This is a genomic window from Pseudomonas sp. BF-B-15, from assembly GCF_019946675.1.
GTDB classification, from domain to species: domain Bacteria; phylum Pseudomonadota; class Gammaproteobacteria; order Pseudomonadales; family Pseudomonadaceae; genus Aquipseudomonas; species Aquipseudomonas migulae.
In genome coordinates, this window is the sequence record NZ_JAGYFZ010000004.1 from 81,662 (window position 1) to 103,410 (window position 21,749).

A 21,749-nucleotide genomic window follows, 5' to 3' on the forward strand; every position below is an offset into this window, starting at 1 on the left:
GCTTGCCCGCGAAGGGGCCTTTGGGAACACCAAAAGCTTCGCGGGCAAGCCTCGCTCCTACAGGCCGCGCGTTTACTCAGTTGTTGTACAGATCAATGATCGCGCTGACTGCCTGCGTCTTGACCTTGGAGGCATCATTGCGTGCCTGCTCGATCTTGTTCAGGTAAGCCTCGTCGACGTCGCCGGTCACGTACTGGCCGTCGAACACCGCGCAATCGAACTTGTCGATCTTGATCTTGCCGCCACCGACCGCTTCGATCAAGTCAGGCAAGTCCTGATAGATCAGCCAGTCTGCGCCGATCAGATCCGCGACGTCCTGGGTCGAACGGTTATGGGCGATCAGCTCGTGGGCGCTCGGCATGTCGATGCCGTAGACGTTCGGGTAGCGAACGGCCGGTGCCGCGGAGCAGAAGTAGACGTTTTTGGCGCCAGCTTCGCGGGCCATCTGGATGATTTGCTTGCAAGTGGTGCCGCGAACGATCGAGTCATCCACCAGCATCACGTTCTTGCCGCGGAATTCCAGTTCGATGGCGTTGAGCTTCTGGCGTACGGATTTTTTCCGTGCGGCCTGGCCCGGCATGATGAAGGTCCGGCCGATATAACGGTTCTTCACGAAGCCTTCGCGGAACTTGACGCCCAGGTGGTTCGCCAGCTCCAGAGCAGCGGTACGGCTGGTGTCCGGAATCGGGATAACCACGTCGATGTCGTGATCCGGACGCTCGCGCAGGATCTTCTCGGCGAGCTTCTCACCCATGCGCAGACGGGCCTTATAAACCGAGACACCGTCGATGATCGAGTCCGGACGCGCCAGGTAGACGTGTTCGAAGATGCACGGGGTCAAGGACGGGTTGGTCGCGCACTGACGGGTGTGCAGCTTGCCGTCTTCAGTGATGTAGACCGCTTCGCCCGGTGCCAGGTCGCGAATCAGGGTGAAACCGAGCACGTCCAGGGACACGCTTTCGGAGGCGATCATGTACTCCACGCCTTCGTCGGTGTGACGCTGACCGAAAACGATCGGACGGATGCCGTGCGGGTCGCGGAAACCGACGATGCCGTAACCGGTCACCATCGCCACGACGGCGTAACCACCGACGCAACGGTTGTGCACGTCAGTGACGGCAGCGAACACGTCTTCTTCGGTAGGCTGCAACTTGCCACGCTGGGCCAGTTCGTGCGCGAACACGTTGAGCAGCACTTCCGAATCGGAATTGGTGTTGACGTGGCGCAGGTCAGATTCGTAAATCTCCTTGGCCAGCTGTTCAACGTTGGTCAGGTTACCGTTGTGCGCCAGGGTGATGCCGTAAGGCGAGTTGACGTAGAACGGTTGAGCTTCGGCCGAGGTCGAGCTGCCCGCGGTCGGGTAACGCACATGGCCAATGCCCATGTGACCGACCAGACGCTGCATGTGACGCTGATGGAACACGTCACGCACCAGGCCATTGTCCTTGCGCAGGAATAACCGGCCGTCATGGCTGGTCACGATACCGGCAGCGTCCTGGCCGCGGTGCTGGAGGACGGTTAGCGCGTCATACAGCGCCTGATTGACGTTCGACTTACCGACGATACCGACGATGCCACACATGCGACGCAACCCCTACTTAATGGATCTGAACTGAACACAACTCACTGAGGCGTTTTGGCCGTCGGCAAGAGGTGCTCCTTGAACGGTATTTCAGCGGGTACGCTGATACCGCTGGCAAGCCACTGACTGCTCCACCCGAGAATCAGGTTTTTGGACCAGTCTGCGACCAATAGAAATTTTGGCACGAGTTGCGACTGTTGCCACCACCCGTCCTGCTGTACCGGCCCCAGGCTCAACAGCCCGACCGCCACGACCACCAGCAACACGCCACGCGCGGCGCCGAAGGCCATGCCGAGGAATCGATCGGTCCCGGACAACCCGGTGACGCGAACCAATTCGCCGATAAGATAATTGATCATTGCGCCTACGATCAGCGTGGCGACAAACATTATTGCGCAGCCCGTGATCACACGTGCCGATGGCGTTTCGATGTATCCGGCGAGGTATTCGGACAATGCACCACCGAACATCCAGGCGACGACTCCTGCGATGATCCAGGTCACCAGCGATAATGCTTCTTTGACGAAGCCGCGGCTCAGACTGATCAATGCGGAGATGGCGACGATTGCAACGATCGCCCAGTCAACCCAGGTAAATGGCACAGTGCAGCCTACAGACGGATAAGGCGGCGCATTTTAGCAGAGCCCATGCTTATCGGTAAGCTGCGATTGTCAGTGCATTTCAAATCGGGTCGATAGTTTTCAACCGCGCTCAGGCTGGAAGCGCACCACAAAACCCTTGAGGTTCTGCTGGCGGTTCAACAAGTCGCGCAGACGATCGGCTTCCGCACGCTCGATCAACGGCCCTACGAACACCCGATTCTTGCCGTCAGCCGTGCGAATGTAGGCGTTGTAGCCTTGGCTGCGCAGGGTTTTCTGCAGGTTTTCTGCGCTGGCGCGGCTCGACAGGCTAGCCAGTTGCACCGACCAGCTGACCGACAGGCCATTGGCGTCGACGCGGCTTTGAGTAGTATCCGGCTTACCCGGTGCGGCGGTAATCGGCTGGCTCGGCGCAGTCGTCGGTTTGTTGACCGGAGCCGGTGCCGGAGGCGGCGTTACCGGTTTTGCGGCAGGCGCAGGTGCGACGGGCGCAGTCGGCGCGATCGGCATTACGGGCTCTTCCTGCTGCGCGATGTCGTCATCACTCGGCACAGGCTCCTGCGGCAAGACTTGCGGCTCAGGCACCGCCACCGGCTCAACCTGCACCTGCGGCACCGAAGGCGCTTGCGGGGCGGCTGGCGCTTCGACCGTCACCTGACGCTGCTCATCCTGACGGGAAAACAGCATCGGCAGGAAAATCACCGCCAGCGCCACCAGCACCAGGGCGCCGACCATGCGCTGTTTGTAAGCCTTATCCAGCAATGCCATTTGCCGCTTCCTCCGTGGAGCGCCGGGCCAGCCATTCAAGGGCCTCGGCAACACAATAAAATGATCCGAACAACAGAATTTCGTCGTCGCTCGTCGCCAGCGCGCACTGCCCTTCCAGGGCGGCGGCCACGCTGTCATAGGACGCGACTGAAGCACCGAGGTTGTGCAACACCCCGTGCAATTCGGCGACCGGCCGTGCCCGCGGCGAATCCAGCGGCGCAACAGCCCAGTGCTGGACACTAGCATTCAATTCGCCGACAACACCATCCAGATCCTTGTCCGCCAGCAACCCAAACACCGCCAGACGCTTGCCGGCCGGCGGTCGGCTCGCCAGACGACGGGCCAGGTATTCGGCGGCGTGAGGGTTATGCCCCACATCCAGCAACAGGTTCAGACGCTTGCCCTGCCAGTCGAACTGGCGGCGGTCGAGGCGACCGACCACTCGCGTGGCTTTCAGCGCATCAATAATCTGCGCATCGACCCAGGGCAAACCAAGCAACAGGTACGCCTGCAACGCCAGCGCGGCGTTTTCCATCGGCAGATCGAGCAACGGCAGATCATGCAACTCGACTACACGCCCTTGAGCGTCAAGACCGCGCCATTGCCAGTTGTGATCGGTGACACCGAGGTCAAAATCGCGTCCCCGCAGGAAAAACGGGCAAGCCAGCTCGCGCGCCTTGTCCAGCAGAGGTTGAGGAGGATTCAGGTCTCCACAGAGCGCAGGCGCGCCCTGGCGGAAGATGCCGGCCTTTTCATAGGCCACTGACTCACGGGTGTCGCCCAGATAATCCGCGTGATCCACGCCGATGCTGGTCACCAGCGCCATGTCGGCATCCACCACGTTGACCGTGTCCAGCCGCCCGCCCAGACCGACTTCCAGCACCACGGCATCCAGCGCTGACCGTTGAAACAGCCAGAACGCCGCCAGGGTGCCCATTTCGAAGTAAGTCAGGGAGGTTTCGCCACGCCCTGCCTCTACCGCAGCAAAGGCTTCGCACAGCTCGGCATCCGTCGCTTCGACACCGTTGACCTGCACCCGCTCGTTGTAACGCAGCAGGTGCGGAGAATTGTAGACACCAACCTTCAGACCCTGCGCTCGCAGCAATGAAGCCACGAATGCGCAGGTGGAACCCTTGCCGTTGGTGCCAGTGACCGTGATCACCCGAGGCGCCGGCTTGCCCAGCCCCATGCGGGACGCTACCTGTTGCGAGCGCTCAAGGCCCATGTCGATGGCCGAAGGGTGCAACTGCTCAAGGTAGGCGAGCCACTCGCCAAGGGTTCGTTGGGTCATATGTTTGCAGGCACCGGCGGAACGACGATCGGCTCGATTGGCGCGGCGACGAATTTCGGCGTCGGCTTGCCGGTCAGTTGCGCCAGCAGGTTACCCAGGCGCGGACGCAGCTCCTGACGGTGAATGATCATGTCGATCGCACCGTGCTCCAGCAGGAATTCGCTGCGCTGGAAGCCTTCCGGCAGTTTTTCGCGAACGGTTTGCTCGATCACGCGTGGACCGGCGAAGCCGATCAGGGCTTTCGGCTCGCCGACGATCACGTCGCCAAGCATCGCCAGGCTGGCGGAGACGCCGCCGTAGACCGGATCGGTCAGCACGGAGATGAACGGAATGCCTTCTTCACGCAGACGCGCCAGTACCGCAGAGGTCTTGGCCATTTGCATCAGGGAAATCAGGGCTTCCTGCATCCGCGCACCGCCGGAAGCGGCGAAGCAGATCATCGGGCATTTGTTTTCCAGGGCGTAGTTGGCGGCGCGTACGAAGCGCTCACCGACGATCGCACCCATGGAACCGCCCATGAAGGAGAATTCGAAGGCCGAAACCACCACCGGCATGCCCAGCAGGGTGCCACTCATGGAGATCAGCGCGTCTTTCTCGCCAGTCTGCTTTTGCGCAGCGGTCAGGCGGTCCTTGTACTTCTTGCCGTCACGGAATTTCAGACGGTCGACTGGCTCCAGGTCCGCACCCAGCTCGCTGCGGCCTTCGGCGTCGAGGAAGATGTCGATACGGGCGCGGGCGCCGATACGCATGTGGTGGTTGCACTTCGGGCAAACATCCAGGGTCTTTTCCAGCTCCGGACGATACAGCACAGCCTCGCAAGACGGGCATTTGTGCCACAGACCTTCAGGCACCGAGCTCTTCTTGACCTCGGAACGCATGATCGAAGGGATCAGTTTGTCTACTAACCAGTTGCTCATGCTTTCTTTCTCCAGTACCGGCGGCCCGAACGCTCTGGTTCGCAGCCCCGCGTATGCCCTTGAGCTAAATTCATGTGTGTGGCGATGATCGGTGGGTGGCCGGGTCAGTGAAGCGTGACCTGCGTACAACCCATCAATCCTCAGCCGTGCCTGCTTTGTGCAGCGCAGTGCATTTTGGGACGGCGGCAGTCTGCCAGCCGTCACATCAACTACTTGCTGCTGCGTACTGCGTTAATGAATGCCTGAATCTTTGCGTGATCCTTGATGCCCTTGCTCGCCTCTACTCCACCACTGACGTCCACGGCGTAAGGCCGAACCCGGGTAATCGCTTCGGCGACGTTGTCCGGCGTCAAACCGCCCGCCAGGATGATCGGCTTGCTCAAGCCTTGCGGTATCAGAGACCAGTCGAACGCTTCGCCGGTTCCGCCAGGTACACCTTCAACGTAGGCGTCGAGCAGGATACCGCTGGCACTTGGAAACGCATTGCATGCCGCCGCAATGTCGTCGCCGGCCTTGACCCGCAGCGCCTTGATGTACGGTCGATGCCAGCCTTCACAGTCGGCAGCGGTTTCGTCGCCATGGAACTGCAACAGGTCCAGCGGCACGGCGTCGAGCAACTCTCCCAACTCGCAACGGCTGGCGTTGACGAACAAACCCACGGTCGTCACGAACGGCGGCAGCGCCTTGATGATGTCGCGGGCCTGCTGGAACGTCACAGCCCGCGGGCTCTTGGCGTAAAACACAAACCCGATGGCATCAGCCCCGGCCTCGACCGCCGCCAACGCATCTTCTATGCGGGTAATCCCGCAAATCTTGCTGCGAACGGCTGACATGTCGATAAAACCTCAGGGTAAATCCGAGAAAGTCCCGGATGGTAACAAATGCGTTCAAGGGCGTCAGCCGTCAAGTTCGGTGAAACCGGTCAGGAAGTGTGGGCCAATGTAACGTTCAGGCAATTCGAACTCGTCGCGGTACTCGACCTGCACCAGATACAGGCCGAATGGATGCGCCGTTACCCCACCGGAACGGCGAATGCGGCTCTCCAGCACTTCCTTCATCCACTCCACCGGACGCTCGCCGGCGCCGATGGTCATCAATACACCGGCAATGTTACGCACCATGTGGTGCAGGAAGGCGCTGGCGCGGATATCCAGCACGATCATCTTGCCGTGACGCGTGACGCGCAGGTGATGCAGCTCCTTGACCGGCGATTTGGCCTGGCACTGGCCAGCGCGAAAAGCGCTGAAATCGTGGGTGCCGACCAGGTATTGCGCAGCCTCAGCCATGCGCTCGACGTCGAGCGGACGGTGATTCCAGGTAATTTCTTCGTTCAGGTGCGCCGGACGGATCTGATCGTTGTAGATCACGTAGCGATAGCGCCGGGCGATGGCCTTGAACCGCGCATGAAAATGCGCCGGCATGACCTTGGCCCAACTGACGCTGACGTCGTGGGGCAAGTTGATGTTGGCACCCATGACCCAGGCTTTCATCGACCGCTCGACCTGCGTGTCGAAATGCACCACCTGCCCGCACGCATGCACGCCGGCGTCCGTGCGCCCGGCGCACAGCAGCGACACGGGTGAGTCGGCAACTTTGGACAAGGCGTTTTCCAGGGTTTCCTGCACCGTGAGCACGCCGGAGGCCTGACGCTGCCAGCCGCGATAGCGAGAGCCTTTGTATTCAACGCCCAACGCGATGCGGAAAAAGCCGTCGGCCGCCATTTCGGCGGCCGGGTTATCTATATTTGCCAAGGAGTGACAGCCTGCTGATCTACGCAAAGGCGGGCATTATAAGGCCGCCGGACCGGGACGCCAGAGGCGTGTGTCGTTTGTGCCGTTGCAGTGTCCATACAGACTTCGCTATATAGATAACTACACAACGAAAAAAAACAGAACACCACCGAGACCTGATGATGAATGCACCTCTCAAAGAAGCCGTCGGCCTGGCGTACAGCCTGGAAGGCATGCTGCACGCCAAACGCAAGACGTGGGAAGCCATCGACGAAATGGCCAGACGCATCAAACCCGGTATGCGTGAATCCGAAGCGCTGGCCATGAGCCTTGAGGTATTGAACGAGCTGGGAATGGACCGCATCTGGCACCCGTCAAAGATCCGCTTTGGCGAAAACACCCTGAAAACCTTCAAGCAGCGCTCCGAAGGCGATCCGGTACTGGCCGAGAACGACATATTCTTTATCGACCTTGGCGTGGTCTGGGATCGCCATGAAGGCGACTCCGGCGCAACGTTCGTCGTCGGCGCTGATTCCGAGATGAAGGCGTGCGCGACGGCCGCGAAGACCTTGTTCGATCAGGTTCACGATTACTGGCGAACCCGGCAGGTGGCCGGTCCCGAGCTGTATCGCTACGCCGACGAACAGGCGACGGCGATGGGCTGGAAGCTGAACCTGGAAATCAAGGGGCACCGGATCAGTGATTTCCCCCATGCGATTTATCGTGCCGGGGATCTGGGGAATTTCGAGGAATGTCCGAATGTGGGGTTATGGATTCTGGAAATCCAGATCGCCCACCCTACCCGGCCGTTTGGTGCGTTTTATGAGGATTTGCTGGCCTGAACCGAAAAGCTTCGCGGGCAAGCCTCGCTCCTACGGGAATCCACAACTCCTGTAGGAGCGAGGCTTGCCCGCGAAGACACCTCAACAGACTCCATCGCATTATCGATAAAACAAAAACGGCAGCCTCAATGGGCTGCCGTTTTGTTTATGCCTTACCGATCACTCAAGCCAGACGCGAAAGCATTTCCTTGGCTTCGCTCTTCTGACCCGCGTCACCTTCGCTGACCACCTCATTGAGGATGTCCCGCGCGCCGTCGGCGTCGCCCATGTCGATGTAGGCCTGGGCCAGGTCGAGCTTGGTGGCGACTTCGTCGGTGCCGGAGAGGAAATCGAATTCCGGCTCATCAGCGGCGGAAGCCAATGCGTCTTCGGCAGTGAAGGTCGGTTCGCCAATGCTCTGCGACAGACGATCCAGCTCGGCGTTGACGTCATCCAGCTCAGCGGCAAATGCATCCGGAGCGTCCATTTCATCGGCCAGCGACAGATCGAAATCCGCCGGCAGCTCCAGATCATCCAGCGCGACCTCAGGAGCGGCGGCTGGCACTTCCACGGCAGGCAAGTCCTTGACGTCGTCATCCAGGCTCAACAGGAAATCGTCTTCATCGAGGATCCCTGGCGACGGATCGGCACCGAGGTCCATGTCCAGATCGAAGTCCGACAGGTCGTCGAGGTTTTCCTTGATTTCAGTCTGTTGCTGCAACACCGACTCAAAGCTCAGGTCGTCGTCCAGCGGGAATTCATCCAGTTCGGCCAAAGCCTCTGGTTCTGGCTCAGGCGTCGGCTCAGGCGCAGCCACCACAGGAACGACGTTTTCCAGATCATCCAGACTCAAATCAAACGCGCTGTCGAAGTCGTCATCGGCCAGTGCCGGCGCCGGCTCTTCGGACTCGTCCATCAACAGCTCTTTGACGTATTCGGCGTCCAGTTCGGCAGCGACGGCCGCAGCAGCCAGACCACCCGCCACGACGACCGCCATGGCCGGGAAGCGGCTTTTCAGCTCTTCGACACGGGCGAAGTTTTCGCCGTTGGCCACGAGCTGACGCTCCTGGGCCACGAACGCGTCGCGGTCGCCCTGCTGGCCATAGACTTCCATCAGCTTCAGACGCAGGTCACTGCGCTGAGGCTCCTGCTTGATGCCATCTTCCAGCAACGCCGCCGCCTGATTCAGGCGACCGGCGGCCATGTGCGACTGCGCCTTGGTCAGCACGTCGTCATCACGATCAGCGGCAGGCGCGACCAGTGGCGCGGCAATCGGCGGCATGACCACCACTGGCTCAATGACCGGTGCCGGAGCGGGAGCCGGGGTTGGCGCGGGTGCAGGAGCTGGCGCGGTCGCGAGCTTCACGCTTGGCGGCGGCACTTCCAGACCTTCGAAGCTGCTTTCAGGCAAATCCAGATCAGCGGAGAAATCCTGCTCCTCGGACAAGGCACGGGCCATCCGCAGGTGTTTCTCGGCTTCCTGCTGGGCTTTGCGGCGACGGGCCAGCAACAGCAGCAACAGCAGCAGAACCACTGCCCCGCCGCCGACCAGACCCAGCAGCACCGGATTGGTCAGCAGGTCATTGAATTTCTGATCGCCAGACGCGGCCGGCGCTGGCTCGACAGGCGTTTCAGCCGGAGCTGGCGCCGCCTCAGGAGCGGCCGCCACCGGGGCTGGCGTTGCGGGCGCAGGGCTCGGCGTCAATTCGGCCGAGATCGCCGGGGCCGCCGCGACAGCAGCAGCCGGCGCACCCGCAGCACCTTCGGCCTGCATCTTGGCCAGTTGATTGTTCTTCAGCTCGATCAGGCGTTGCAGCTTGTCCAGCTGACTTTGCAGATCGGTCATGCGGCTTTTCAGTTCAGCGTTGTCACGACGGGTCGTGTCGAGGCTTTCCTGGGCCAGGGCCAGTTTGTTGCTCAAGGCCTTCGCATCACCTGCAGCACCTTTGCCACCGGCCTTGCCGGACTCGGCAGACACCAGGCTCAGTTTGTCCTTGGCAGGCTGCACAGGAGCGCCTTCAGCGCGAGGGCGCTTGGTGGCGTCGAGTTGCTGCTGCCCTGCTCCAGGCTTCGCTACATAGCGACGCCCCTGACGCCACGCAGTGTTCTGCGCAGCGACTTCGGCAATGGCTTTGGGTTGCGGCACGCTGGCGACTTGCGTCTGATCCGGCAGGCGCAGCACCTGACCGGTTTTCAGCAGGTTGATGTTGCCGTTGATGAAGGCATCCGGGTTCAGCGCCTGGATGGCCAGCATGGTTTGCTGAACCGAGCCGCCATTGCGCGCCTTCGCAGCGATTTCCCAGAGGGTATCGCGCGGCGTGGTGGTGTATTGGGTCGGCTTGGTAGCGCCGGTCACCGGTGCAGCGACAGTCTGAGTCGGCGCCGGCTGCGCAGCCGCTTCAGCGGTTTGCGGCGAGAATTTGGACGGATCGAGCAGCACGCTGTAATCGCGCAGCAGGCGACCGTTGGGCCACATCACCTGAACCAGGAATTTCACCATCGGTTCGGACAGCGGCTTGCTGGAGGTCACGCGCAAGATGCTTTTGCCACTGGCGTTGAGCACCGGGGTGAAGCTCAGGTCATTGAGGAATGCCTGACGGTCGACACCGGCCTTGGCGAAATCTTCGGGCGACGCCAGGCTCGGCACCAATTCGGCGGCCGTGAGTTCCTTGACGTCGAGCAATTCGATTTCCGCCACCAGCGGCTGGTTCAGCGACGACTTCAGGGTCAATTCCCCGAGCCCGAGCGCATGCGCCATACCGGAGGACAGCGCCGAGGCGGCCGCTATTGCTAACACCAGTTTGCGAACTTGAACCATAGCCTCATCCTTTGTTTGAACATTCCTCGGCCAGCGAGAAGGTGTTGATAGTCGCTGCCGTAAGGCATTGCGCGCGGCGGCGAAGGGTCGTCGCGCGCGATCATTTCTTTCATGCCCCGGAAAGCCTCGCAGGGTGGCTTGCCTTCAGCAATCCGGTCGAGCATGACGCCCGACCAGAATCATTCTGCAAATTGTTGCCAAGTATCTTTTACAGCAGGTCTTTTATCAACAATTCAGCCACCTGCACAGCATTGAGCGCCGCGCCTTTGCGTACGTTATCTGACGTCAGCCACACATTAAGTTCCGACGGGTCGTCGATTCCAGCGCGAACCCGACCGACGTAGACCACATCCTGCCCTACCGCATCGCCGACCGGCGTCGGGTAATCGCCGGCTTCCACCAGCTCGATACCCGGAGCGTCTTCCAGCGCCGCGTTGACTTTTACCAGGTCCACAGCGCTTGCAGACTGCAGGGTCACGTTAAAGCTATCGCCAAAAAACACCGGGGCTTGAATGCAAGTGACGGAAATCTTTAATGAAGGCAAGGCCATGACCTGACGCAGCTCACGCACCAGACGCTTTTCCAGCAGCGTATGGCCGTTTTCATCCGGCTTGCCGACTTGCGCCAGCAGGTTGAAGGCCATCTGCCGATCGAAAAAACTCGGCTCCAGCGGACGCACATTGAGCAGCTCGGCGGTTTGCCGGGCCAGTTCCGTGACGGCTTCGCGGCCCTGGGCAGAAACGGCCAGGCTGGCGGTCACATTGACGCGCTGCAGATCGAGCAGACCGAGCAAGGGTGCGAGTACCACGGCCAAGGTGGTGGCCGACGGGCTTGGGCTGCTGACCTGGAATGGCTTTTTCAGACCGGCCAGAACCTGAGCATTGGCTTCCGGCACCACGTGCGGCGCCTGATCGGCAGGCAAGGCGCCGGACAGATCGATCAGCGAGCAACCGGCCGCCGTGGCACGCGAGGCGAAACTCAAGGTCACCGCCGGACCTGCGGCGAAGAACACCAGCTGTACTTTGCTGAAGTCGAACTCATCGACCTCCCGCACCCGCACGTTCTTGCCGCGAAACGGCACCGAATGACCGGCGGACTCGCTGCTGGCCAGCAGGTGCAGGTTACCGACCGGAAAGTCGCGTTCTTCGAGAATCTGCACGAGCGTTTCGCCGACAGTACCGGTGGCGCCGATCACGGCAATATCAAAGGACTGGCTCATGGGTGTACCTCTGGCGAAACGGGGGGAGCGGCACTTTACCGGGTGGAGGGTGTGCAGGCAATTTCTGCCGGGGATTTGCGGTGCCGGTACCGGCCTCTTCGCGGGCAAGCCTCGCTCCTACAGGTGCGGCGCGACCCCATGTAGGAGCGAGGCTTGCCCGCGAAGAGGCCCTTTCTGGCGACACAACTTCCATAAAAAAACCCGCGCCCCTTTCAGGGCACGGGTTCTTTCATTGCTTCAATCGATCAACGCTCAAGCAGAATTCGCAGCATGCGACGCAGCGGCTCGGCCGCGCCCCACAGCAGCTGGTCGCCGACGGTGAACGCGCCGACGAACTGCGAACCCATGTTCAGCTTGCGCAGACGGCCAACCGGAACATTCAGGGTGCCGGTAACCTTGGTCGGGCTCAGCTCCTGCATGCTGATGTCGCGGTTGTTCGGCACCAGCTTGACCCAAGGGTTGTGCTGGCTGATCAACCCTTCGATGTCGGCGATCGGCACGTCTTTGTTCAGCTTGATGGTCAGTGCCTGGCTGTGGCAGCGCATGGCGCCGACACGCACGCAGATGCCATCGACCGGGATCGGGCTCTTGAAGCGACCGAGGATCTTGTTGGTCTCGGCCTGGGCCTTCCACTCTTCGCGGCTCTGACCGTTCGGCAGTTCCTTGTCGATCCACGGGATCAGGCTGCCGGCCAACGGTACGCCGAAGTTCTCGGTCGGGTACGCGTCGCTGCGCATGGCTTCGGCCACACGACGGTCGATGTCGAGGATGGCGCTGGCCGGGTCGGCCAGTTGATCGGCGACAGCGCCGTGGGTCACGCCCATTTGCTTGATCAGTTCACGCATATGCTGCGCGCCGCCACCGGAGGCTGCCTGATAAGTCATGGCGCTCATCCACTCGACCAGACCGGCTTCGAACAGACCGCCCAGGCCCATCAGCATCAGGCTGACGGTGCAGTTGCCGCCGATGTAGTTCTTGGTGCCCGCGTCGAGCTGCTGGTCGATGACCTTGCGGTTGACCGGGTCCAGCACGATGACCGCGTCATCCTGCATACGCAGGCTGGAAGCGGCGTCGATCCAGTAACCCTGCCAGCCGGCTTCGCGCAGCTTCGGGAAGACTTCGCTGGTGTAGTCGCCACCCTGGCAGGTCAGAATCACGTCGAGGGTTTTCAGCTCTTCAATGCTGTAAGCGTCCTTGAGCGGAGCAATGTCCTTACCCACGGACGGGCCTTGGCCACCGACATTGGAAGTGGTGAAAAACACCGGCTCGATAAGATCGAAATCCTGCTCTTCCAGCATCCGCTGCATGAGCACGGAACCGACCATACCGCGCCAACCGATCAGACCTACACGTTTCATCGCAACTACACCTTCTTGAAAAGTGGGCCGCTGCTTTCGAAGTGGAAAGTGGCAGCGGGCCCGAGAGATTACAGATTCCGCAGCGCGGCGACTACTGCGTCACCCATTTCCTGCGTACCGACTTTAGTGCAACCGGTCGACCAGATGTCGCCCGTCCGCAGGCCCTGATCCAGCACCAGGCTCACGGCCTTCTCGATGGCATCCGCTGCATCCGACTGGTTGAAGCTGTAACGCAACATCATCGACACCGACAAAATGGTCGCCAGCGGGTTGGCGATGCCCTTGCCCGCGATGTCCGGAGCCGAACCGTGGCACGGCTCGTACATGCCCTTGTTGTGGGTATCCAGCGATGCCGACGGCAGCATGCCGATGGAACCGGTGAGCATCGACGCCTGGTCGGACAGGATATCGCCGAACATGTTGTCGGTGACGATCACGTCGAACTGCTTCGGTGCGCGCACTAGTTGCATGGCGGCGTTGTCGACGTACATGTGGCTCAGTTCGACTTCCGGGTAATCCTTGGCCACTTCTTCGACGATTTCACGCCACAGTTGGCTGGAAGCCAACACGTTGGCCTTGTCCACCGAGCACAGCTTCTTGCCGCGCACCATGGCCATGTCGAAACCGACACGGGCGATGCGGCGGATTTCGCTTTCGCTGTACGGCAGCGTGTCGTAGGACTGACGCTCGCCGTTTTCCAGGGTGCGGGTGCCACGCGGCGCGCCGAAGTAGATGCCGCCGGTCAGCTCGCGAACGATCAGGATGTCCAGGCCGGAAACGATTTCGGCTTTCAGGCTGGAAGCTTCGGCCAGTTGCGGGTACAGGATCGCCGGACGCAGGTTGCCAAACAGGCCCAGTTGCGCACGAATCTTCAGCAGACCACGCTCAGGACGGATGTCACGCTCGATGGTGTCCCATTTCGGGCCGCCCACGGCGCCCAGCAAAACAGCGTCGGCGGCGCGAGCACGCTCCAGGGTTTCGTCGGCCAGAGGCACACCGTGCTTGTCGATGGCGGCGCCGCCGATCACGTCGTGGCTCAGTTCGAAGCCCAGGTTGTACTTGTCGTTGGCCAGTTCCAGCACCTTGACCGCTTCGGCCATGATTTCCGGGCCAATACCGTCACCTGGGAGAATCAGAATCTGCTTGCTCATGCTTTCCTCATGTCATCAGTCGGTGTGCCCTTGGGCACGCCCGGAAAAATTCTATCGCTCGGTGCTTATGTTTCCGAGCTTATCGTTCTGCCATCAGCACCAGTACATCGGTACTGAACGAACCATCGGCCTCAATCTCAAAATATTCGCGCACTTCGTTACCCATCGACTGCTGCAATTCGAGGATCGCGGCGCGCATCACTTGTGGTGTGCGCATGCGCTCGACCCAGCTGGTGTACTCCAGACGCAGGCGCTGACGCGTGGTGCTGCGAGTGTGCAACCCCGCCTCGCTGACCTGACGCAGCCACTCGCCGGCGGAATAATCGCGCACATGGCTGGTGTCGCGCAGCACTTCGACACTTTGCAGGTAAGTGTCGAACAACGGGCTACCCGGTGACAACACGTCGATGAACGCCGCCACGCCGCCCGGCTTCAACACCCGCCGGACTTCACGCAGGGCCAGGCCGAGATCGCTCCAATGGTGCGCCGAATAACGGCTGAAGACGAAGTCGAATTCGCCATCGGCGAATGGCAACCGCTCGGCGGCACCCAGGACCGTGGACACGTTGCCCAACCCACGATCAGCGGCAGCACCGGCGACCACATCGAGCATTTGCTGCGAAAGATCGTAAGCCACCACTTCCTTGACCAGCGACGCCACGTGAAAACTCACGTGACCGGCGCCGCAACCGAGGTCCAGCACGCGGGCATCGCCCTGCCCGGCCAGCTCAGCCTGTAGCAGCGCAAATTCAGTGCCTTGAGCGTGGACGGCGCTGCTCAGGTAGGCCGAGGCCTGTTCGCCGAATTGCTTTTGGACTACCTGGCTGTGCTGGGCGGTGCTGGTCATGTGGACTTCCTTTTTCGGGTGAGTCTTGGGGTGTTTTTTCGGGCCTCTTCGCGGGCAAGCCTCGCTCCTACAAGGACAGCGCAATACCTGTAGGAGCGAGGCTTGCCCGCGATGAGGCCAGCCCTGACTACATCAATTTCAAATCAAGCGTCGCGAAACAACCAAGGCTGGCTCGCACGATGCTTGGCTTCAAACGATGCAATCGCCTCGTGATCCTGCAAAGTCAGGCCGATGTCATCGAGACCGTTGACCAGGCAATGCTTGCGGAACTCGTCGAGCTCGAAGCTGTAGACCTTGCCGTCCGGCCGGGTCACGGTCTGGGCTTGCAGGTCGATCTTCAACTCGTAGCCAGGATTCGCCTCGACCTGCTGGAACAGTTCATCCACTTCAGCGTCGCTCAAGATGATCGGCAGCAAGCCGTTCTTGAAGCTGTTGTTGTAGAAGATGTCGGCATAGCTCGGCGCAATGATGCTGCGGAAACCGTACTCTTCCAGCGCCCACGGCGCGTGCTCGCGACTGGAGCCGCAACCGAAGTTCTCGCGGGCCAACAAGACGCTGGCGCCCTGGTAACGCTCGGCGTTGAGGACGAAATCCTTGTTCAGCGGACGCTTGGAGTTGTCCTGGTAGGCATAACCCACGTCCAGGTAGCGCCATTCGTCAAACAGGTTCGGGCCAAAACCGGTGCGCTTGATCGACTTCAAGAACTGCTTCGGAATGATCTGGTCGGTGTCGACGTTGGCACGATCCAATGGCGCGACCAAACCGGTGTGTTGGGTAAAAGCTCTCATGTGCGGTTCCTCAGATCAGTTCGCGAACGTCGATGAAACGACCGTTGACGGCAGCCGCCGCGGCCATGGCCGGGCTGACCAGGTGCGTACGGCCACCGGCGCCCTGACGCCCTTCGAAGTTGCGGTTGGAGGTCGATGCGCAATGCTCGCCCGACTCCAAACGGTCCGGGTTCATCGCCAGGCACATCGAGCAACCCGGTTCACGCCACTCGAAACCGGCTTCGAGGAAAATCTTGTCCAGGCCTTCGGCTTCGGCTTGCGCCTTCACCAGGCCCGAGCCCGGCACCACGATGGCTTGCTTGATGGTCGAAGCCACTTTGCGGCCCTTGGCGATCACCGCCGCAGCGCGCAGGTCTTCGATCCGCGAGTTGGTGCAGGAGCCAATGAACACGCGGTCCAGCTGAATGTCGGTGATCGCCTGATTGGCGGTCAAACCCATGTACTTCAGGGCGCGCTCGATGGAACCGCGTTTGACCAGGTCCATTTCCTTCGCCGGGTCCGGCACGTTCTGATCGACCGCCAACACCATCTCGGGCGAAGTGCCCCAGCTGACTTGAGGCTTGATCTGAGTGGCGTCGAGCTCGACGACGGTGTCGAACACCGCATCAGCATCGGAAACCAGGTCTTTCCAGGCTTCGACAGCGAGGTCCCATTCCGCGCCTTTCGGGGCAAACGGACGGCCTTTCACGTACGCCACGGTTTTTTCATCCGCCGCCACCAGGCCTACGCGAGCGCCGGCCTCGATGGACATGTTGCAGATGGTCATGCGGCCTTCGATAGACAAGTCGCGAATGGCGCTGCCGGCAAACTCGATGGCGTGGCCATTACCGCCGGCGGTGCCGATCTTGCCGATGACCGCGAGCACGATGTCCTTGGCGGTCACGCCGAACGGCAGTTTGCCTTCGACCGACACCAGCATATTCTTCATTTTCTTGGCGACCAGGCACTGTGTGGCGAACACGTGCTCGACCTCGGAAGTGCCGATGCCATGGGCCAGGGCGCCAAATGCACCGTGGGTCGAGGTGTGCGAGTCGCCGCAGACCACGGTCATGCCCGGCAAGGTTGCGCCCTGCTCCGGACCGATCACGTGAACGATGCCCTGGCGCACGTCATTCATTTTGAATTCGGTGATGCCATATTCATCGCAGTAGTCGTCGAGGGTCTGAACCTGCAAACGCGAGACCTGGTCGGTAATCGCTTCGATGCCGCCCTTGCGATCCGGAGTGGTCGGTACGTTGTGATCCGGCGTGGCGATGATCGAGTCGACGCGCCAAGGCTTGCGCCCGGCCAGGCGCAGGCCTTCGAAAGCTTGGGGCGAAGTCACTTCATGGATGATGTGGCGGTCGATATAGATCAGCGACGACCCATCGTCGCGCCGTTTCACTTCATGGGAATCCCAAAGCTTGTCGTAAAGCGTTTTGCCGGCCATCAGACGGTCCTCATCAGCGTGTTTCTATGCCCTGGGTCTTGAGAGATTCAATAACCCTTTGGCTTGTGAGGTCGATCCTAGGGGGTTACATTAAATAACTCAAATTCATATTTTTTATGCTTTGGATAACCAACTGGAATACTACGATGGACCTGGCCAACCTTAATGCCTTTATTGCCATTGCCGAGACAGGAAGCTTCTCCGGTGCCGGCGAACGGCTGCACCTGACGCAACCGGCTATCAGCAAACGGATCGCCGGGCTGGAGCAGCAATTGAAGGTGCGACTGTTTGATCGACTGGGCCGCGAAGTCGGCCTGACCGAAGCCGGACGCGCCCTGCTGCCACGGGCTTATCAGATTCTGAACGTGCTGGACGACACCCGCCGCGCCCTGACTAACCTGACTGGCGAAGTGACCGGCCGCCTGACGCTGGCCACCAGTCACCACATCGGCCTGCACCGTTTGCCGCCCTTGTTAAGGGAATTCACCCGACGCTACCCACAAGTGGCGCTGGATATTCAGTTCCTCGATTCGGAAGTGGCCTACGAAGAAATCCTCCACGGTCGTGCCGAGTTGGCCGTCATCACCCTCGCGCCCGAGCCTCATGCCCTGGTCAAGGCCACGCCGGTGTGGGACGACCCGCTGGATTTCGTGGCCGCGCCGGAGCATTCACTGATCAGCAATGGCGCGGTCAGCCTGGCGGACATCGCCCTGCATCCGGCGGTGTTCCCCGGTGGCAACACCTTTACTCACCATATCGTGCGGCGCCTGTTCGAAGCCCAAGGCTTGACGCCGAACATCGCCATGAGCACGAATTATCTGGAAACCATCAAGATGATGGTGTCGATCGGCCTGGCCTGGAGCGTTTTGCCGCGCACAATGCTTGACGATCAGGTTGCGCGAATACCTTTGCCCGGCATACAACTGACTCGCCAGCTAGGCTATATCTTGCACACCGAACGGACGCTGTCGAACGCAGCACGGGCTTTTATGGCCTTGCTGGATGCACAACTCGATCTGCCAGGGACTCAAGGCTAATTTGTGCTACTCCTATAGAGCCTCAAATACCTGCGCCTAACGCCCCATTCAGCCCAAGGCCTGCCAATGCCGAAATCTGTTGACCGTATTCCGCCGATGCCACGTATTCAGGCGCTTGACCCGAAACGATCCGAGCAGAGCTGGGAGAGTGCGCCGCAGCTGCTGGCCGCCCTGAACGGAGCACGTTTGGGCGCCTGGTACTGGGACATCGAACGCGGGCAGATCAGTTGGTCGCGGGGTACGCAGGCGCTGTTCGGCTTCGACCCCCGGCAACCGTTGCCGGCGGATCTGGAATACCTCGACCTGTTGCCCCCGGAGGATCGAGCGAAAACCCTCCGTGCCTTCCACGCGGTAATCGCCGGCGCGCCACTGGAACAGGCGATGCATCACCGCATTCGCTGGCCCGACGGCAGCCTGCACTGGCTGGAGATCAACGGCAGCCTGCTGCCGGACAAACACGGGCGACCACGCATGATCGGGGTGATCCGCGAGATCACCCACCAGCGTCAGCGCGAACAGGCGCTGAGCAGCTCGGAAAAACGCTTCGCGACGCTGTTTCACCTGTGCCCGAACATGGTGCTACTGACTCGCCAGGAAGATGGCCTGATCACCGAAGCCAACCAGTATTTCGAAAGCCTGTTCGGCTGGCCGGTGCAAAACGCGATTGGCCGCACCACGCTCGAACTGGGCCTGTGGGTGCACCCGGAGCAACGGGAGAAACTGGTCAAGGCGACCAAGGCCAAAGGTGAGCTGGTCAGCATGGAGGTGCAGTTCCGCGCCAGTAATGGCCAGGTCCACGATGGCATTCTCAGCGCGCAAAAAGTCGAGCTCGAGGGCCAGCCCTATCTGCTCAGCACTTTCCTCGACACCACTGAACGCAAGGCTGCCGAACTCGCCTTGAAAGACAGCCAGGAGCGCCTCGATCTGGCGCTGGACTCGGCGCAGCTCGGCACCTGGGACTGGCACATTCCCAGCGGCATGTTGTATGGCTCGGCCCGCGCCGCGCAGTTGCACGGACTGGACCCCATACCGTTCCATGAATCCTTCGACGAGTTTTTCGAAGGCGTGCCCGGCGAGGAGCGCGACAGCATGCGCGATGCCTATCGCAGCCTGCGCGAAGGTCCGGCCGGCAACTATCAGTTGACCTACCGCGTGCAGCTGGAGGACGGCACTTCGCGTTACCTGGAAAGCCGCGCCCGCCTCTACCGCGATGAAAACGGCGCACCGCTACGCATGGCGGGGACCTTGCTGGACATTACCGATCAGGTCGAACGCGAACAGAAGCTGGTCGCCTCCGAAGAGAAATTTGCCACCCTGTTCCAGGTCAGCCCGGACCCGATCTGCGTTACTCGCCAGGACACCGGCCAGTTCATCGAGATCAACTCCAGTTTCACCCAGACCTTTGGCTGGAGCACCGCCGAGGTGATTGGTCGCAGCGCCGACGAAATCGGTCTGTGGGACGCCTCGGCGAAAAGCCTGCGCCGGATCGAACAAGTCATCCGCGAACAAGGCCTGAACAACGTCGCCATCATCGTCCAGCACAAGGACGGCCAGTCGCTGACCTGCGTGATTTCCAGCCGCCAGATCAGTGTCGGCGACCAGCCGTGCATCGTTACCACTTTGCGTGACATCACCCAGCAACAACGTTCGGAAGCGGCGCTCAAGGCCAGCGAGGAGAAGTTCGCCAAGGCCTTCCACTCCAGCCCCGACGCCATCACCATCACCGAACGCGACACCGGGCGCTATCTGGAGGTCAACGACGGTTTCTGCCGCCTGACCGGCTACCGCGCCGATGAAGTCGTCGGCCGCACGGTGTACCAGGTCGGCATCTGGGCCGAAGAAAAACAACGCTCGGCGCTGCTGGCCGAGCTGCAGATCAAGGGCCGCGTGCATCACCAGGAAATGCTTGGGCGCAACAAGCATGGCGACTTGCTGACCGTCGAAGTCTCGGTAGAACCGATCACCCTCAATGAAACCGCGTGCCTGCTGCTGACCGCGCGGGACGTCAGCCTGTTGAAAAACGCCGAAGCACAGATCCGCCACCTGGCCTACCACGACCCGCTGACCAACCTGCCCAACCGCGCACTGCTGATGGATCGCCTGAGCCAGCAGATCGCCCTGCTCAAACGCCACAACCTGCGCGGCGCCCTGATGTTTCTGGACCTCGACCACTTCAAGCACATCAACGATTCGCTCGGCCATCCGGTGGGTGACACGGTGCTGAAGATCATCACTGCGCGCCTCGAAGCCAGCGTGCGCATGGAAGACACCGTGGCACGCCTGGGCGGTGACGAATTCGTGGTGCTGCTCAGCGGCCTGGAAGGTTCGCGCAATGAAGTCAGCGAGCAGGTCCGCGAACTGGCGGACACCTTGCGCGAACTGCTGTCGGAACCGATGTTCCTCGACGGCCAGCGCCTGCAAGTGACACCGAGTATCGGTATCGCGCTGATTCCCGATCATGGTTCGACCCCGACCGACCTGCTCAAACGCGCCGACATCGCGCTGTATCGGGCCAAGGACTCGGGACGCAACACCACCCAGATGTATCACAACACCATGCAGAAGGCCGCCAGTGAACGCCTGCGCATGGAAACCGACCTGCGCCTGGCCCTTTCCCGGGGAGAATTCGACGTGCATTACCAGCCGCAGGTGGACGCCCGCGACAATCGCATCGTCGGCGCCGAAGCGCTGGTGCGCTGGAACCATCCGGAATTGGGCGCGCAATCGCCGACTGAATTCATCAAGGTCCTGGAAGACAGCGGGCTGATTCTGGAAGTCGGCACCTGGATCGTCGACGAAGCCTGCGATGCCTTTAAACAGTTGATCGCCAAGGGCCTGATCGACCCGCTCGACTTCAGCCTGTGCGTGAACATCAGCCCACGACAATTCCGCCAGAACGACTTCGTCGAGCGCATCGAGCTCAGCCTCGCCACCCACGGCCTGCCCTGCTCGCTGCTGAAACTGGAGATCACCGAAGGCATCGTCATCCAGAATCTGGAAGACACCATCAGCAAAATGCGCCGCCTGAAAAAACTCGGCATCAGCTTCGCTATGGACGACTTTGGCACCGGTTATTCCTCGCTGACTTACCTCAAGCGATTGCCGGTCGACACCCTGAAAATCGACCAGTCGTTCATTCGCGATGCGACTACCGACCCGAACGACGCCGAGATCATCCGCGCCATCGTCGCCATGGCCCGCAGCCTGGAGTTGAAAGTGATTGCCGAAGGGGTGGAGACGCCGGAACAGTTGGAGTTTTTGCAGGGACTGGGCTGCCATTTTTATCAGGGCTATCTGCACAGCCAGCCGCTGCCGGTGGAGGCGTTCCAGAAACTCCTGAAATAACCCGCACCCTGTAGGAGCGAGCCTGCTCGCGATGGACGTCAACGATGAC

Annotated in this window: 17 protein-coding genes; 3 read left to right on the forward strand and 14 right to left on the reverse strand. The window is 60.9% G+C overall.

The window, feature by feature from the left end; all coding sequences use genetic code 11:
* Positions 1-76: 76 nt before the first annotated feature.
* The 7 genes from purF to truA all read right to left on the reverse strand — a co-directional run bounded on the left by purF (position 77) and on the right by truA (position 6,878).
* Positions 77-1,582 carry an amidophosphoribosyltransferase gene (gene purF, locus KGA97_RS02555; RefSeq protein WP_007935163.1) on the reverse strand — a complete coding sequence of 502 codons (1,506 nt, stop codon included), beginning with the start codon at positions 1,580-1,582 and terminating at the stop codon, positions 77-79.
* A gap of 41 nt (positions 1,583-1,623) precedes the next feature.
* Positions 1,624-2,184 carry a CvpA family protein gene (locus KGA97_RS02560; protein WP_008028275.1) on the reverse strand — a complete coding sequence of 187 codons (561 nt, stop codon included), beginning with the start codon at positions 2,182-2,184 and terminating at the stop codon, positions 1,624-1,626.
* A gap of 99 nt (positions 2,185-2,283) precedes the next feature.
* The gene (locus tag KGA97_RS02565) at positions 2,284-2,949 is read right to left on the reverse strand and encodes an SPOR domain-containing protein (protein ID WP_008037624.1); all 666 of its coding nucleotides are present in this window, start codon (positions 2,947-2,949) and stop codon (positions 2,284-2,286) included.
* Positions 2,933-4,240, reverse strand: coding sequence for a bifunctional tetrahydrofolate synthase/dihydrofolate synthase (gene folC, locus KGA97_RS02570; RefSeq protein WP_223480167.1), 1,308 nt, complete (start codon positions 4,238-4,240; stop codon positions 2,933-2,935). The genes KGA97_RS02565 and folC overlap by 17 nt, the downstream gene beginning before the upstream one ends.
* Positions 4,237-5,157 (reverse strand): acetyl-CoA carboxylase, carboxyltransferase subunit beta, encoded by a 921-nt coding sequence (accD, locus tag KGA97_RS02575; protein WP_008028281.1) that lies wholly within the window; start codon positions 5,155-5,157, stop codon positions 4,237-4,239. Before accD ends, folC begins: the two co-directional genes overlap by 4 nt.
* 209 nt (positions 5,158-5,366) lie before the next feature.
* Positions 5,367-5,990, reverse strand: coding sequence for a phosphoribosylanthranilate isomerase (locus tag KGA97_RS02580; RefSeq protein ID WP_223434816.1), 624 nt, complete (start codon positions 5,988-5,990; stop codon positions 5,367-5,369).
* A 63-nt stretch (positions 5,991-6,053) separates the two neighbouring features.
* Positions 6,054-6,878: a tRNA pseudouridine(38-40) synthase TruA gene (gene truA, locus KGA97_RS02585; protein ID WP_032828713.1), complete on the reverse strand. Its 825-nt coding sequence runs from the start codon at positions 6,876-6,878 to the stop codon at positions 6,054-6,056.
* A 191-nt stretch (positions 6,879-7,069) separates the two neighbouring features.
* Here truA and KGA97_RS02590 point away from each other — a divergent pair, with 191 nt between their 5' ends.
* A complete protein-coding gene (locus tag KGA97_RS02590; protein WP_223480171.1) occupies positions 7,070-7,729 on the forward strand; it encodes a M24 family metallopeptidase in 660 nt (219 codons plus the stop codon).
* Positions 7,730-7,892: 163 nt separating this feature from the next.
* On the opposite strand, the gene KGA97_RS02595 is transcribed toward KGA97_RS02590, so the two are convergent.
* The 7 genes from KGA97_RS02595 to leuC all read right to left on the reverse strand — a co-directional run bounded on the left by KGA97_RS02595 (position 7,893) and on the right by leuC (position 17,318).
* A complete protein-coding gene (locus KGA97_RS02595) occupies positions 7,893-10,526 on the reverse strand; it encodes a FimV/HubP family polar landmark protein (protein ID WP_223480168.1) in 2,634 nt (877 codons plus the stop codon).
* A gap of 208 nt (positions 10,527-10,734) precedes the next feature.
* A complete protein-coding gene (locus KGA97_RS02600; protein ID WP_207285153.1) occupies positions 10,735-11,745 on the reverse strand; it encodes an aspartate-semialdehyde dehydrogenase in 1,011 nt (336 codons plus the stop codon).
* 245 nt (positions 11,746-11,990) lie between these two features.
* Positions 11,991-13,103 carry an aspartate-semialdehyde dehydrogenase gene (gene asd, locus KGA97_RS02605; protein ID WP_008037636.1) on the reverse strand — a complete coding sequence of 371 codons (1,113 nt, stop codon included), beginning with the start codon at positions 13,101-13,103 and terminating at the stop codon, positions 11,991-11,993.
* Between the two features lie 68 nt (positions 13,104-13,171).
* On the reverse strand, positions 13,172-14,254 hold the full coding sequence (gene leuB / locus KGA97_RS02610) for a 3-isopropylmalate dehydrogenase (protein WP_008037639.1): 1,083 nt from the start codon (positions 14,252-14,254) through the stop codon (positions 13,172-13,174).
* Between the two features lie 79 nt (positions 14,255-14,333).
* Positions 14,334-15,101: a class I SAM-dependent methyltransferase gene (locus tag KGA97_RS02615; protein WP_192226352.1), complete on the reverse strand. Its 768-nt coding sequence runs from the start codon at positions 15,099-15,101 to the stop codon at positions 14,334-14,336.
* Between the two features lie 143 nt (positions 15,102-15,244).
* The gene (leuD, locus tag KGA97_RS02620) at positions 15,245-15,889 is read right to left on the reverse strand and encodes a 3-isopropylmalate dehydratase small subunit (protein WP_008028298.1); all 645 of its coding nucleotides are present in this window, start codon (positions 15,887-15,889) and stop codon (positions 15,245-15,247) included.
* Positions 15,890-15,899: 10 nt separating this feature from the next.
* Entirely contained in the window at positions 15,900-17,318 is a 1,419-nt protein-coding gene (gene leuC / locus KGA97_RS02625) for a 3-isopropylmalate dehydratase large subunit (protein ID WP_008028300.1), read from the reverse strand.
* Positions 17,319-17,464: 146 nt separating this feature from the next.
* Between leuC and KGA97_RS02630 the strand changes: the two genes are divergently transcribed.
* Positions 17,465-18,355: a LysR family transcriptional regulator gene (locus tag KGA97_RS02630; RefSeq protein ID WP_008028303.1), complete on the forward strand. Its 891-nt coding sequence runs from the start codon at positions 17,465-17,467 to the stop codon at positions 18,353-18,355.
* 66 nt (positions 18,356-18,421) lie between these two features.
* Positions 18,422-21,700, forward strand: coding sequence for a PAS domain S-box protein (locus KGA97_RS02635; protein ID WP_008028304.1), 3,279 nt, complete (start codon positions 18,422-18,424; stop codon positions 21,698-21,700).
* Positions 21,701-21,749 lie beyond the last annotated feature (49 nt).

Bases quoted from the DNA above. Each gene is read 5' to 3' on its own strand.
- purF (WP_007935163.1), bottom strand. From the start codon at position 1,582: ATGTGTGGCATCGTCGGTATCGTCGGTAAGTCGAACGTCAATCAGGCG.
- KGA97_RS02630 (WP_008028303.1), top strand. From the start codon at position 17,465: ATGGACCTGGCCAACCTTAATGCCTTTATTGCCATTGCCGAGACAGGA.
- KGA97_RS02595 (WP_223480168.1), bottom strand. From the start codon at position 10,526: ATGGTTCAAGTTCGCAAACTGGTGTTAGCAATAGCGGCCGCCTCGGCG.
- asd (WP_008037636.1), bottom strand. From the start codon at position 13,103: ATGAAACGTGTAGGTCTGATCGGTTGGCGCGGTATGGTCGGTTCCGTG.
- leuB (WP_008037639.1), bottom strand. From the start codon at position 14,254: ATGAGCAAGCAGATTCTGATTCTCCCAGGTGACGGTATTGGCCCGGAA.
- KGA97_RS02615 (WP_192226352.1), bottom strand. From the start codon at position 15,101: ATGACCAGCACCGCCCAGCACAGCCAGGTAGTCCAAAAGCAATTCGGC.
- accD (WP_008028281.1), bottom strand. From the start codon at position 5,157: ATGAGCAACTGGTTAGTAGACAAACTGATCCCTTCGATCATGCGTTCC.
- KGA97_RS02600 (WP_207285153.1), bottom strand. From the start codon at position 11,745: ATGAGCCAGTCCTTTGATATTGCCGTGATCGGCGCCACCGGTACTGTC.
- folC (WP_223480167.1), bottom strand. From the start codon at position 4,240: ATGACCCAACGAACCCTTGGCGAGTGGCTCGCCTACCTTGAGCAGTTG.
- KGA97_RS02565 (WP_008037624.1), bottom strand. From the start codon at position 2,949: ATGGCATTGCTGGATAAGGCTTACAAACAGCGCATGGTCGGCGCCCTG.
- leuD (WP_008028298.1), bottom strand. From the start codon at position 15,889: ATGAGAGCTTTTACCCAACACACCGGTTTGGTCGCGCCATTGGATCGT.
- KGA97_RS02590 (WP_223480171.1), top strand. From the start codon at position 7,070: ATGAATGCACCTCTCAAAGAAGCCGTCGGCCTGGCGTACAGCCTGGAA.
- KGA97_RS02635 (WP_008028304.1), top strand. From the start codon at position 18,422: ATGCCGAAATCTGTTGACCGTATTCCGCCGATGCCACGTATTCAGGCG.
- leuC (WP_008028300.1), bottom strand. From the start codon at position 17,318: ATGGCCGGCAAAACGCTTTACGACAAGCTTTGGGATTCCCATGAAGTG.
- KGA97_RS02580 (WP_223434816.1), bottom strand. From the start codon at position 5,990: ATGTCAGCCGTTCGCAGCAAGATTTGCGGGATTACCCGCATAGAAGAT.
- truA (WP_032828713.1), bottom strand. From the start codon at position 6,878: ATGGCGGCCGACGGCTTTTTCCGCATCGCGTTGGGCGTTGAATACAAA.